Annotated in this window: 12 protein-coding genes; 11 read left to right on the top strand and 1 reads right to left on the bottom strand. The window is 50.8% G+C overall.

Annotated elements, in window-relative coordinates; genetic code table 11:
* Positions 1 to 267: 267 nt before the first annotated feature.
* On the bottom strand, positions 268 to 792 hold the full coding sequence (locus tag DPQ25_RS07105) for a CarD family transcriptional regulator (protein WP_242978254.1): 525 nt from the start codon (positions 790 to 792) through the stop codon (positions 268 to 270).
* Positions 793 to 1260: 468 nt separating this feature from the next.
* Between DPQ25_RS07105 and DPQ25_RS07100 the strand changes: the two genes are divergently transcribed.
* From DPQ25_RS07100 to thrC, 11 genes are all read left to right on the top strand, one after another.
* The gene (locus DPQ25_RS07100; RefSeq protein WP_112332475.1) at positions 1261 to 3096 is read left to right on the top strand and encodes an ABC transporter ATP-binding protein; all 1836 of its coding nucleotides are present in this window, start codon (positions 1261 to 1263) and stop codon (positions 3094 to 3096) included.
* On the top strand, positions 3089 to 4987 hold the full coding sequence (locus tag DPQ25_RS07095) for an ABC transporter ATP-binding protein (RefSeq protein WP_177576911.1): 1899 nt from the start codon (positions 3089 to 3091) through the stop codon (positions 4985 to 4987). The genes DPQ25_RS07100 and DPQ25_RS07095 overlap by 8 nt, the downstream gene beginning before the upstream one ends.
* 322 nt (positions 4988 to 5309) lie before the next feature.
* Positions 5310 to 7169 (top strand): TIGR03960 family B12-binding radical SAM protein, encoded by a 1860-nt coding sequence (locus DPQ25_RS07090; RefSeq protein ID WP_112332473.1) that lies wholly within the window; start codon positions 5310 to 5312, stop codon positions 7167 to 7169.
* Complete coding sequence (locus tag DPQ25_RS07085) at positions 7144 to 7803, top strand: TIGR03936 family radical SAM-associated protein (RefSeq protein ID WP_112332472.1); 660 nt, start codon at positions 7144 to 7146, stop codon at positions 7801 to 7803. Before DPQ25_RS07090 ends, DPQ25_RS07085 begins: the two co-directional genes overlap by 26 nt.
* Positions 7804 to 7972: 169 nt before the next feature.
* Complete coding sequence (rplS, locus tag DPQ25_RS07080) at positions 7973 to 8317, top strand: 50S ribosomal protein L19 (protein ID WP_112332471.1); 345 nt, start codon at positions 7973 to 7975, stop codon at positions 8315 to 8317.
* A 117-nt stretch (positions 8318 to 8434) separates the two neighbouring features.
* The gene (lepB, locus tag DPQ25_RS07075; RefSeq protein ID WP_112332470.1) at positions 8435 to 9022 is read left to right on the top strand and encodes a signal peptidase I; all 588 of its coding nucleotides are present in this window, start codon (positions 8435 to 8437) and stop codon (positions 9020 to 9022) included.
* 15 nt (positions 9023 to 9037) lie between these two features.
* Positions 9038 to 9904 carry a ribosome biogenesis GTPase YlqF gene (gene ylqF, locus DPQ25_RS07070; protein ID WP_112332469.1) on the top strand — a complete coding sequence of 289 codons (867 nt, stop codon included), beginning with the start codon at positions 9038 to 9040 and terminating at the stop codon, positions 9902 to 9904.
* A gap of 1 nt (position 9905) precedes the next feature.
* Positions 9906 to 10523 carry a ribonuclease HII gene (locus DPQ25_RS07065; RefSeq protein ID WP_407928157.1) on the top strand — a complete coding sequence of 206 codons (618 nt, stop codon included), beginning with the start codon at positions 9906 to 9908 and terminating at the stop codon, positions 10521 to 10523.
* A complete protein-coding gene (locus DPQ25_RS07060; protein ID WP_112332467.1) occupies positions 10516 to 10884 on the top strand; it encodes a YraN family protein in 369 nt (122 codons plus the stop codon). The genes DPQ25_RS07065 and DPQ25_RS07060 overlap by 8 nt, the downstream gene beginning before the upstream one ends.
* A 1-nt stretch (position 10885) precedes the next feature.
* Entirely contained in the window at positions 10886 to 11830 is a 945-nt protein-coding gene (locus tag DPQ25_RS07055) for a dipeptidase (RefSeq protein ID WP_177576909.1), read from the top strand.
* Between the two features lie 93 nt (positions 11831 to 11923).
* Positions 11924 to 13435, top strand: a complete 1512-nt coding sequence (gene thrC / locus DPQ25_RS07050) for a threonine synthase (protein WP_112332465.1) — start codon at positions 11924 to 11926, stop codon at positions 13433 to 13435.
* Positions 13436 to 13437 lie beyond the last annotated feature (2 nt).

Here is a 13437-nt window from a genome sequence, read left to right as displayed (position 1 = left end):
TGCTTGCAATTCCGAAGAATTTTTTTAAAAATGTAAAATAACTATTGCCTTACGGGTACCTCCCGTCCGGAGGGCTCATTTTCCAAAGGCGGGCATGTAGAAGCTTCTATATACCCGCCTTTAGCGTTCAGCAGGCTGAGACAATCCCTGTCCTCGTTTTTCATGACGTGAGCGCAGCGACCTTTTTCATGTACCGGCGAACCCCAAAAAAGGCTCCACCTATTGTTGGGCGGCTGCTAAGGGTGTTGTTTGTTCGGCACTGCCGCATCATTCAGGCTGGGCACAGCGCGCCTCCTCCTGCTTCTGAAGTTCACCCATAATAAAGGGGACGACTTCTTCAAGCTTGATATTGAGCACATGTGCGAATTCCTCGTGCAGAATGGTCTCTGCTTCTTTCATAATCCGCTCATCGGAAAGGTAGAATTTTTTACCGCTGCGGTGTTTTTCCTCACGGTTGAAGTACAGCGCCCGGATCAGCTTGATTAATTCCCTGTGGTCGCCTTCCTTTACAATTTTACTAAACTTTTCTTTTCGCTGCTGCTCGTTGTCAATCCATTCTGTTTGAGCATCCGGCATTTCCTGTATCAACCGGTAAATTTCATTGACTGAAAGTAGCTGGCGTATTTTTAATTTTGGACTATCAACTGGGCAGTAAATAGTTGAGTTTTCATCATAGACGGGTTTCAACACATAATATAAAACCTCACTACCGCCGAATTTTTTTGCACAGATTTCACTGATTCTACAGACCCCTGAGCTGCCGTACATAACGGTGTCATTTACTTGAAACACAATAGTTCCCTCCGCTTAGCTGTTAAAAGGACCGGTGGCGTAAACGGCCCCCTGCACGATTACCCTCCAGATGGCGGCAGGGTGCCAAGAAAAAAGCGCAGTCTGTTGACAACCGGACTTACGTTCTGCTATCGACAAACTACACGTTGTATTTTTATTATAGCACACTTTTGCGTAAAAAGGCATGGGATGTTTGCACAAAAACAAAAGCTTTTATCCACACCTCGGCGCAGGCTTAAATGTGTTGCGTGTTTTTTCGGTAGCTTCACCCTGATAGCCGCACGAAAAACGGAAGGGCGCCTTGGTGGGAGCCATTCACGTAAAATATTTTATACTTCATTAAAAATCGTTGAAAATAGGTAATTTATACAGAATTACAGATAAAAATGATGGATTAATATATGAAAAAGAATTGATTTTTTACAAAAATTAATATATGATTAGACCCACTGGGGGAGGAGGAAGAATATGAAGGAAAAGAAGCAATATTCGTCCTGGGGCGGCATACGCTATATTTTGCAGTCAATTTGTGCAGAAGACAAGCGACTGCTGCTGTATCTGCTGATACGCATTCCATCATTGGTTTTGCTGCCGCTGTGCACAATATTTTTACCGAAATTGGTTATTGACGAGGTGGTCAATCAGCAGAGCATTGCCCATATATTGGCCACTGTTGGCAGTTTGACGGTGGCTATGATGGTGCTGAATGTCCTGCTTGAGCAGACGCAGGCGCAGATTACAGCCCGTTCTAATCAGTATTATACAAGAATACGGGCGAAAGTCAGTGCAAAAATGGTGGATACGGATTATATCAATATCGAAAGCCATGAAGGCCAGGTGAAAAGGGAAAAGGCCATTATGCGCAATTATAGCGGCGATAATGTCGGCGTAGAAATGATTGCGAACTCCGCCGTTAACGTAGCGGCAAATTTGCTGGGCTTTTTTACCTACAGCAGTATATTGTTCACCTTAAATCCCCTGATTCTTCTGCTGTTGATTGCGATTACAGCGGTCAATTATATTTTTCTGAAATATATGAACCGGTATGAAATGAAAAATTTGCAGGAACGAGCGGAATTTGAGCGCCAGATGAACTATGTCCACGACAACATTAATTTGCAGTCAGGGAAGGATATTCGCCTATATCATATGAAAGAATGGCTGGATGCCCGTTTTCGTGTTGGCCTGGAAGGACGTAATAAGCTCATTCATGCTTTTGTCAAACGTTTATTTGCGGGTTCGTTTTTGGAAAAAACCTTGATGCTGCTCCGCGATGGGATTGTGTATTTCTATTTAATCTATTTGGTATTAAACGCGCGGATTGCCGTTTCTGATTTTGTATTGTATTTCGGTGCTGTTTCCGGCTTTTCTACTTGGATTTCCCAATTGCTGAAAGAGTTTCATAATATTGAACGCAGCGGTATGTTTGCCGCCCATACAAAGGAATATCTGGATATGCCGGATTTTTCCAATCGGGGAGCGGGTGCAGCGCTGCCGGATTACAGTGAAAATCCGCTGTCCATTGAATTTCGGGATGTCGAATTTACCTACCCGGGGGCTAAAGAACCCGCCATTCGGAACTTTAACCTAAAAATCCGGCCGGGTGAAAAGCTGGCGGTTGTCGGTGTGAACGGAGCGGGCAAGACGACGCTGGTTAAGCTTCTCTGCGGCCTGTATGCACCGCAAAAGGGAGAGGTGCGCATCAATGGGGTGCCGTCCACTGCGTTTAACAGGGATGAGTATTATACGTTGTTCTCCAGTGCGTTTCAGGATGTCAACCTGCTGCCCATCACCATTGGGGAAGATGTTTCGATGACGATGGATGGAGCGTTTGACCGGGAGCGCGTCTGGCGGTGTTTGGAGACGGCCGGGTTAAAGGAGCGTGTCGAACGCATGAAGGATGGTCTGGACACCCATATGGGGAAGGAACTTTACCCCGATGCAGTGGAGCTTTCCGGCGGGGAAAAGCAAAAGCTGGTCTTTGCGCGCGCACTCTACCGGGATGCGCCCATCTTGGTTTTAGACGAGCCGACGGCCGCGCTGGACCCTATTGCTGAAAACAGGATGTACCTGCAATATCATCGGGTTTCTGAGCATAAAACTTCACTTTTTATTTCACACCGGCTTTCAAGCACGAAGTTTTGCGACCGGATTATCCTGGTTGGCAATGGAACGATTCTGGAGATGGGCACCCACGAGGAGCTGCTCGCCCTTAATGGGAAATACAGTGAAATGTTCCGGGTCCAAAGCCAGTACTATCAGGATGATTTTGAGATGGAAGGGGCGGTGGAGTACGGTGAGTAAAAGGCGGCATAAAAAGGGGTTTCAGGCAGAGGCCCAAATGCTTCGCAAGGGCTTTAAGCTGATTTTTGAGCTTCGCCCGCGCCTATTCCCACTGGGCGTCTGCATGGCGGTTCTGCGCGCGCTGACCCCTTTTATCAACATTTTTATGACGGCGCAAATTCTAAATGAGCTTTTAGGCGCCCGTAATTTGCAGACGCTGACAGTCTATGTGCTGGTCACGGTGCTGCTGAATTGGTTTCTCGGCCTGGCAAGCGAACGGCTGGTACACAGCCGAAATGAGCAAATGATTCCCATCTGGGTCATGCAAACACATTTGCTGTCTAAAAAGCTGATGGATATGGACTATCCGAATTTAGAAGATCCGCACACGCATCAGCTGGAGCAGAGCGTTTATGCCCGTTGTATGTATATGGGGCGAACGCTCTGGTCGCTGCAGGAGCAAGTTGAAAACATGATTTCCGGCTTGATTACGGTTGTGGTGTCTGTCGGCATGACGGCCTCGCTGTTTTTCAGCCCTGCGGTGGAGGGACTGACAGGCTTTAGGGCTTTTGCTGCCTCTCCTTGGTTCTCTATTTTACTGGTTGGGTTGATTTTGCTTTCTGTTTTTCTGTCAATGCGTATGAATATCAAAAAAAATGAAAAAATCATAAAATTAGTGGAGGATGAGGATTTCAACTTGGCAGACCGGCTCAGCTGGCACTATCAATCTTATTTGGAGGACTACAAGAGCGGTAAGGATGTGCGCCTTTACAACCAGGGCGGCCTGATCATGGGAAAGATTTGGCAGAGCGCCGGCTTGTTGAGTGCAGGGATGAACCGCGAGGGAAATTTGACGGGGCGCTATAATTCCCTGCAGGCGGCGCTGTCCACACTGGTAGGCGGCCTGGTTTACCTGTTTGTCGCACTTAAGGCGTTGCTGGGGGTGCTGAGTATCGGCAGCGTTGTCCAATACACCGGCAGCATCACCCAATTTGTCAGTGGCTTTACGCTGCTGATGACGAATTTTTCCCAGCTGCGAAGCATGGCGGCAGATTTTGGCGTGTTTTTTGAGTTTATGGAGCTGCCCGACGGTCAGGCCAAGGGAACCCTTCCCATTGAGAAACAAGAGGGCGGCGAATATGTTTTTGAACTCAGAAACGTTTCGTTTGCTTACCCAGGCGTGGAGGAATATGCACTAAAGGACGTGTCCATGAAATTCCGAGCAGGTGAGCGTTTGGCGGTAGTCGGACTGAATGGCTCTGGAAAAACGACGCTGATTAAGCTTCTTTGCCGCTTGTATGACCCGCAGCAGGGGGAAATCTTACTGAATGGTGTTGACATCCGTGAATATGACTACACCCAGTATCAGGCCCTGTTTTCCGTTGTCTTTCAGGACTATAAGCTTTTTTCTCTGCCGGTGGGTGAAAATGTGGCTGCAAGTATGGAGTATGAGGAAGAAAAGGTGGAAGCCTGCCTGAAAGAAGCGGGATTGGAGGAGTGGGTACAAAAGCAGGATCATATTTCGAGGCTGCCCCTTTACAAGGACTGCTTTGACAATGGTATAGAGATTTCCGGCGGAGAGGCCCAAAAAGTTGCGATAGCCCGCGCGCTATATAAGGATGCGCCCTTTGTAATTTTAGATGAACCGACAGCTGCGCTGGACCCGGTATCTGAGTCGGAGATTTATGCCCGGTTCGACACGATGATCCACAATAAAAGTGCGATTTATATCTCACATCGCCTATCCAGCTGCCGCTTTTGTGACGATATCGCCGTATTTGACCAGGGAAGATTGATCCAGCGCGGGAACCACGAAGAACTTTTGGCGGACACAAATGGCAGATACTATGAGCTCTGGAATGCACAGGCGCAGTATTATCAGAAAAATAAAAAAGCTCCGGAGCCGGCTTGATGGAAATTGGCTGTTTTCTATTGAATGATTTTATAAAAAGGATTGCTGCTGGCTGAAGCGGTAATCCTTTTTGAATTATGGGGTATCTTGCGCAGTTCGGCGATTTTCAGGCGTTTTATGTTTGAGTATGAGGGCTGGATATGGTATAATGGCAACAACCCGCCGGGGAGTTGCAGGAAAGTGGCCTGCCATCTGAATTCCGTTCAAGGAGGCGGGCGAAGAGGCGCCGGCGGGATAAGGTTTTTTATGCCGGAGGGACGAGAATCCTTTATGATTCCATAGTCAGGACGATTCAATAATAAAGATAAGGAAAGGGTTGCGGATGAAGCGCTCAGAGAAGTTGGAACAAATTTTGCTGAAGGTCCAAAAACCAGGACGCTATGTCGGCGGCGAACTGAACGTCGTAGTGAAAAATAAAACGGAGGTGGACACACGCTTTGCTTTCTGTTTTCCGGACACCTATGAGATCGGTATGTCGCATCTGGGCATGAAAATTTTATATGGAGAGCTGAACGAGATGCCGGGCGTCTGGTGCGAACGGGTGTTTGCACCGTGGCTGGATATGGAGGAACAGCTGCGCCGGAACCAGCTCGACTTGTACGCGCTTGAAAGCGGGGACAGCCTGCGGGAGTTTGACATTATTGGTTTTACGCTTCAATATGAGCTTAGCTACAGCAATGTGCTGAATATGCTGGAGCTGGGCGGGGTGCCGTTATGCTCCAAAGACCGTTCCGGGCTTTCGGGCATTGTGGTGGCGGGCGGGCCGTGTGCCTGTAACCCGGAGCCGATGGCAGATTTCATTGACCTCTTTTTTATTGGAGAGGGCGAAGAGGTCGACTGTGAGGTCGTTGCGCTGTACCAGCGGTTTAAAAAGGAGGGCCGCGGCCGCCAGGAGTTTTTGGAGGCAGCCGCACAAATTCAGGGGGTTTATGTGCCCTCCCTGTATGATGTCGCTTATAACAAGGATGGTACGATTGCGGAAACACGTCCGAAAAAAAACGCGCCGCCAAAAATCAAAAAGCGGTTGATGCTGGATATGGACCGCGCTTATTACCCGGACCGTTTTGTTATGCCCTATATTGAAATTGTACATAACCGTGCGGTTGAGGAGGTTTTCCGCGGCTGTATCCGCGGCTGCCGCTTTTGCCAGGCCGGCTTTTTATACCGGCCGGTGCGCGAAAAATCCATAGATGTGATCGACCGCCAGTGCCATGCGCTCTGTGACAATACCGGCTACGACGAGGTGTCGCTCTCTTCCTTAAGCACCAGTGACTACAGCGATATCAACGGCTTGCTGGACAAGCTGCTGCTTTGGGCCGACGAGGAAAAAGTCAGTATTTCCCTGCCCTCTCAGCGGGTGGATGCCTTCTCAACAGAGATGATGAATAAAATTAAATCGGTACGGAAAAGCGGGCTGACCTTTGCGCCGGAGGCTGGTACCCAACGCCTTCGTGATGTTATTAATAAAAATGTTACGGAAGAGGAACTGATGAAGACGGTTAACATCGCCTTTGCCGGTGGCTGGAATACGATTAAGCTTTATTTTATGATCGGGTTGCCAACAGAGACTATGGAGGATGTAGCCGGAATTGCCAAACTGGGGCAGCGGGTGGTGGATGCTTTTTACAGCAACCCCAATAAGCCCAAGGGCCGCGGGGTATCGGTTTCTCTGAGCGCATCGGCATTCGTACCCAAACCGTTTACTCCGTTCCAATGGGAGCCGCAGGATACCATTGAAACGCTGCACGAGAAACAGCGCCATCTGCTGCGCTCGGTGACGACCCGGAAAATTGATTGCAGCTACCATGATGCAGACACCAGCTTTTTGGAGGGCGTTTTTGCTCGGGGGGACCGCCGGTTGGGCCCGGTTCTACTGAAAGCGCATGAACTGGGCTGTAAGTTCGACGGCTGGAAGGATTGCTTTGATTTAAAGGTGTGGCAGAAGGCTTTTGCGGCATGCAAGGTGGAGCCTGCTTTTTACACAAACCGCAGGCGTTCCTTTGATGAGGTGCTGCCTTGGGATCATATCGATTACGGAATATCAAAGTCTTTTTTAGTCAGGGAGTGCGAGCGGGCTTACCAGGCGGTTACGACCCCGAATTGCAGGGAAACCTGCTCCGGCTGCGGGGCCGCACAATTCGGAGGGGGGATTTGCCATGAAAACCGTACGGATTTGGTTTAAAAAGGATGGCGCCGCGCGTTTTATTTCTCATCTTGATTTAAATCGCTGTATGCTGCGGGCGGTGCATAAGGCCAAAATCCCTCTTTGGTATACAGAGGGCTACAACCCGCATGCATTTGTCACCTTTGCGCTTCCGCTTTCGCTGGGGTTCCGCGGAAACCGCGAGAGCATGGACATGAAAATTGACGAAACGAAAATAACAGACGAAGAGCTGCTGGCCAGACTGGACGCTGCGCTGCCGGGCGATATCGTGCTTTTTGCGGTAACAGAACCGAAAATGAAACCGGGGAAAATTGCCTGGGCGGAGTACTGTGCGTTTTTAAAGCCTGAAAACGGCAGTGTGGAGGGGCTTGGCAACGCCCTGGGCCAGCTTTTGAATAAAACGGAGATCCTAGCTGAAAAGCACAGCAAAAATGGAACCGTGCAAATTGATATCAAACCGCACTTGAAAAAAGTAGAGTGGCGGCGGCAGCACGATGCCTTAGCGCTGGATTTGCTTTTGCCGGCGGGAGGAGAGATGAATATCAACCCTAAGCTTCTGCTGGAGGCCCTGGAAAAGGACTCACAGCTTGCATTTTTTTATTCGCTGGAGAGAAATCTGCTTTATGATAAGGATATGCGGATTTTCGAGTAAAAAAAGATTGCATAAGCCTCGGTTTTGTGGTATGATATATAGGCATTTAAGACCGCCGGTCTCCCGGTGGGAGTTGATGCCCGGTGTACCGTGACATTAAAACGGGTAGTCCTCTGCCGCTTTTTTACATGAGCAGCGGCATGAATACCTAATAATCAGGAGGAAAAGCATGGACGCATTAAAGACAATTGCAGAGGATTCCGTAAAAAAGGAACTTCCTTCTTTCGGTATTGGCGACACGGTGAAGGTGGACGTTAATATCCGTGAAGGCGACCGCGAGAGAATCCAGGTTTTTGAAGGAACCGTAATTGCCCGTAAGGGAAGCGGCGTTTCCGAGACCTTTACCGTGCGCCGCGTTTCTTATGGCGTAGGCGTTGAAAGAGTTTTCCCGATTCATTCGCCCAATATTAAAGGCGTAACGGTGGTGCGCAAAGGCAAGGTCCGCAGAGCAAAACTGTACTTCCTGCGTGGCCGTGTTGGTAAGGCTGCAAAGGTTAAAGAGCTGATCGGTTAATTTTACGGAAGAGGGACGGTTATAGAAACCTGTCCCTTTTTTCATTTTTATTTGATAAAATCAGATAAGGCGGCCGGAAAGCTGCCGTTATTTTTGACATAAAGAAGGCGGAAGTGAATGCTTGCTTTCAGGAAAAAAGAAGACTTTTCATTGCCCGGTGAATTTAAGGTTAAGAAAAGCGCTGCCTTAAACTGTTTTGAGTGGATGGAGGCCCTGGTCACAGCATTGATTGCGGTTGTGTTCATCTTTACTTTTTTGTTTCGGGTTGTAAGCGTCAGCGGACAGTCCATGGAGCCAAACTTACAGTCAGGCGACCGGGTGGTAGTTTCAAGCTATTTTTATAATCCACAGCCGGGGGATATTGTAGTCATCACCAGAACGGTGGGGCTCGACCAACCGATTATTAAAAGGGTGATTGCCACAGAGGGGCAGGAAGTGGATATCGACTTTGATAAAGGGGTAGTCCTGGTTGACGGCGAGGTGTTGGATGAGAGCGCTTACATCGAGAATGGGATCACCACGCAACGGTCGGATTTTGAATTTCCGATGACGGTACCAGAGGGCTATGTTTTTGTGCTGGGAGATAACCGCCCGCGTTCTGCCGACAGCCGGAGCCGGGAGGTTGGCATGGTGGATAAGCGTTATATTTTGGGAAAGGCGGAGATGGTGATCTTTCCCTTCAGCCGTTTTCAATTCATTGCATAGAGGAGGTTTTGCGAGTTGAGCGAGGCACAGTCGATTCAGTGGTACCCTGGGCATATGGCGAAGACAAAACGAAAAATTGAGCAGGACCTCAAACTAGTGGATGCGGTGGCAGAGCTTGTCGATGCCCGTGTACCGGTTTCCAGCCGGAACCCCTTACTGGCAACCCTGATTGAGAACAAACCGCGGATTATTCTGCTGAATAAGAGCGATATGGCGGATGCAGCCGAGACGGCGCGCTGGATTGCCGCTTATAAGCAGGAGGGAGCCTGGGCGCTGGCGGTGGACTGTAAAAGTGGGAAGGGTGTCAACGGTTTTGTCCCGCTTGTACGAGAGGCCCTGAAAGACCGTATTGCCCAATGGGAGGCAAAGGGAATGGCGGGCCGTGCCATTCGCATAATGGTTGTCGGCATTCCCAATGTTGGCAAATCTTCCTTAATTAACAAACTGACCAGGGGCGGCAAGGCCGAGGTGGAGGACCGCCCGGGCGTTACCCGCCAGAACCGCTGGTTTCGGGTCGGAAAAGGAATGGATCTTTTGGACACACCCGGGGTTTTGTGGCCCAAGTTTGAAGACCCTATTGCCGGCGAACGCCTGGCGTTTACAGGTGCGGTCCGCGACGACATTCTCGATGTCGAGTGGCTTGCCATGAGGCTGCTGGAGCTGCTGGCAGCGGAATACCCCCAGGTGCTCAGGCAGCGTTATAAATTTGAGGAATTACCGCAGCCGCTGGAAGGCGCTGCCCTGCTTGAGCTTGTCGGCAGAAAACGCGGGATGCTGGTTTCAGGCGGAGAGGTGGACACCCTGCGGGCCGCCACTATGCTGCTGGATGAGTTCCGTGCGGGAAAGCTCGGCAGAATTACGTTGGAGAAGGCGGGAAGGTAGCGTGGAAATCGATTGGTACGCCTATGAGCGTGCGGCACAGCAAAAAGGATATGCATGCATCTGCGGGGTCGATGAAGCGGGCCGTGGGCCGTTGGCGGCGCCGGTATTTGCCGCCGCGGTGGTCTTACCCCTTGGTCTGGAGATCCCCGGTCTGAATGACTCCAAAAAGCTGAGTGAGAAAAAGAGAGCGCAGCTTTACGATGAGATCAGGAAAAAAGCGATTTCCTGTTCAATCGCTTATGCAACAGAACAGGAAATTGATGAATTAAATATTTTGCAGGCGACATTTCTGGCTATGCAGCGCGCGGTGGAAGGCCTAGAGGCAGAGCCGGACTACGTCCTGGTGGATGGCAACCGTATGCCGGCGCTGCCCTGCCTGGCTGAAACTGTCGTGAAGGGCGATGGCCTTTCTGCGAGTATCGCCGCGGCTTCTATCCTGGCGAAGGTGAGCAGGGATCGCCTGATGGTGGAGCTGGACCGCCTTTACCCGGAATATCAGTTTGCAAAGCATAAGGGGTACGGCACGGCATTGCATCGGGAGCTGCTGAAAAAATACGGCCCCTGTCCGGTGCATCGCCGTTCCTTTTTGAAGAAGATACTAGGGGACAGAGATGAATAGCAGCATAGGCTCCTTGGGTGAGGATGGGGTTTCCGAATGGCTTCAGCGCCGCGGCTTCCGCGTATTATGCCGGAATTATCACAGCCGGTACGGAGAAGTCGACATCATCGCTGCGGATGACTACTATATTTTATTTGTTGAGGTTAAAACCAGGGCAGAGCGGCATCTGGTGTCCCCCCTGGAAGCGGTAACAGTGAAAAAGCAAAGGCGGCTGATTCAGACGGCCCGGCTGTACCTGCAGGCCAATCCGGTGCTGCTGCAGCCGCGGTTTGATGTAGCCGCAGTCATAACGGCGGGAAATCCCCCCTATATTAAGTCTATAGATTATTTGGAGAACGCGTTTGGGGAAAGGGGTTTTTGAGTTGAATTATTTTGATTTGCACTGTGATACGATTTTGAGATGCTATGAGGAGCGCCAGTCTCTTTACGATAATCAGGAGATGAACATCTCCTTGAAGCGAGGAGTGTCCGGCAGCTCCTGGGTTCAGGCCTTTGCGGTCTGGATTCGAGATGAAGTGCGCGGGGCTGAGGCGATGGAGATTTTCGACGGCGCCTATGCGGCGCTACAGCGTGAAATTCAGGCGCATCCAGGTGTTCTTTTTCAGGTGCGCACACATTCAGACCTGGAACAAGCCCGGCGGGGGAATTGTTGCGGCGCATTACTAACGGTTGAAGGGGGTTCGGTTGTAGGCGGTGACATCAGCCGCCTTTACCATCTTCGGGACTGCGGTGTAAAAGCCATTACCCTTACATGGAACGGGCCGAATGAAATCGGCGACGGCGCGCTGGTTGAGCATCCAATGGGCTTGAGCAACTTCGGCATACAACTGGTTGAGGAGATGGAACACCTTGGTATAGTGGCCGATGTTTCACATGCGAGCGACGCGCTGTTTGAATCGGTTGCGGAACATACGGAGAAGCCGTTTATAGCCACGCATTCGCTTTCACGGGCCGTGTGCGGCCACAAACGGAATCTTACGGATGAACAGTTTAAGGTCATTCGGGACCGCGGAGGCCTGGTTGGTCTAAACTTTGTGCCATTTTTCCTTCGGCAGGATGGAAAAGCAGCCGTTGCAGATGTTCTGAGGCATGCAGATCATTTCCTCTCCTTGGGCGGAGAAAAAATATTGGCGATGGGCTGTGATTTTGACGGTACGGATCTTCCGGAGGGCCTCACCGGCATCGAATCGGTTCCTACCCTGGCGGAAGTGTTTCTGCGCCACGGCTACCCGCAGCAGCTGGTAGAGGACATCTTTTTTAACAATGCATACGCTTTCTTTGCAAAAACTTTGACAGAGGCGCTTTAATATACTAAAATAAATTTAGGAATCCTGCCCTTCGGCGGCTGTCGCTCGCAGAAAGGGCTGTAAAAAGCATGATGTATTTAGGGGGAATTGATCTTGCATTATAAATCGACGAGGGACAATTCGGTGGCGGTAACATCGGCGCAGGCCATTGTACAGGGTATCAGCAGAGACGGGGGCCTGTTTGTGCCAGAGCGGCTGCCTGTTTACACTTATAAAGACCTTACCGCCTTGGCGCACGGTACTTATGCCGAGCGCGCTGAGAAAATCCTGGGTGATTTTCTGGAAGATTTCACGCGGCAGGAGCTGTGTGAATGTGTTCACAGCGCCTATGAGACGGGACGTTTTGACGGTAACCGCCCCGCGCCCCTCTCTCTGGAGCAGAACGGAGACCTCAATATGTACCTGCTAGAGCTTTGGCACGGGCCGACCTGTGCCTTTAAGGACATGGCCCTGCAAATTCTGCCTCATCTTCTGACCAAGTCCATGCAGAAGGTACAGCTGGATAAAAAGGCGCTGATCTTGGTGGCTACCTCCGGCGACACGGGAAAGGCTGCGCTGGAAGGGTTTAGGGATGTGGCAGGCACCCGTGTGCAGGTGTTTTACCCCAAGGATGGCGTCAGCGCTATGCAGGAGCGGCAGATGCGGACGCAGGAAGGGGACAATGTTGCCGTTTGTGCGATTGAAGGAAATTTTGATGATGCCCAGAGCGGCGTCAAGAAGATCTTCGCGGATGAATCGGTAAAAGCTCAGCTCGCCGAGGCTGGTTATGTGTTCTCAAGCGCGAATTCCATCAACTGGGGCCGCTTGGTGCCGCAGATTGTCTATTATTTCTCCGCTTACTGCGACCTGATGACCAGCGGTGAGATGGACTATGAGGGTGAAAAGGTCAATATTGTAGTTCCTACCGGGAATTTTGGCAATATTCTGGCGGCCTACTATGCAATGAAGATGGGCTTGCCGGTAAATAAGCTGATCTGTGCGTCCAATGCCAACAATGTGCTGACGGACTTTCTGCGCACCGGTATCTATGACCGGAACCGTCCCTTCCACACCACAATTTCCCCTTCCATGGATATCCTGATTTCCAGCAACCTGGAGCGTCTGCTCTACAGCCTGACGGATAGCAATGCGGAGCGTGTTGCCGCTTGGATGGAATCGTTGGCAAAGCGTGGACGCTACCAGGTGGACGAAGCGGTCAGATCGGAGCTGAACCGTCTGTTCTTCGCAGGCTTCTGCGATGACGCAGAGACCCAGCGGACTATCCGGGAGCTTTACCAGGTGGAAAATTATCTGTGCGACCCGCACACGGCTGTGGCGGTCAATGTTTATCAGCAGTACGCGGCGGCGACCGGGGACCGGACGACGCCGGCCATTATTGCCTCCACCGCGAGCCCGTATAAGTTTGCTTCCAGTGTGCTCGGCGCCCTATTGGAGGGAAAGGAAGCGCTCCCAGCGGATGAATTTGAGCAGGTTCAGACGCTTTCTGCATACACGGGCACGCCTATTCCAGCGCCGATTGCAGAGCTGGAGCAGAAACCTCTCCGTTTTGACCAGGTGTGCGCCAAGGAAGGGCTGAGCGCCGCCGTTTTGGATTCGGTGCGCTGAAC

The sequence above is a fragment of the Hydrogeniiclostridium mannosilyticum genome, assembly GCF_003268275.1.
Taxonomy (GTDB): domain Bacteria; phylum Bacillota; class Clostridia; order Oscillospirales; family Acutalibacteraceae; genus Hydrogeniiclostridium; species Hydrogeniiclostridium mannosilyticum.
This window is presented reverse-complemented; position numbering and strand designations above follow the sequence as displayed.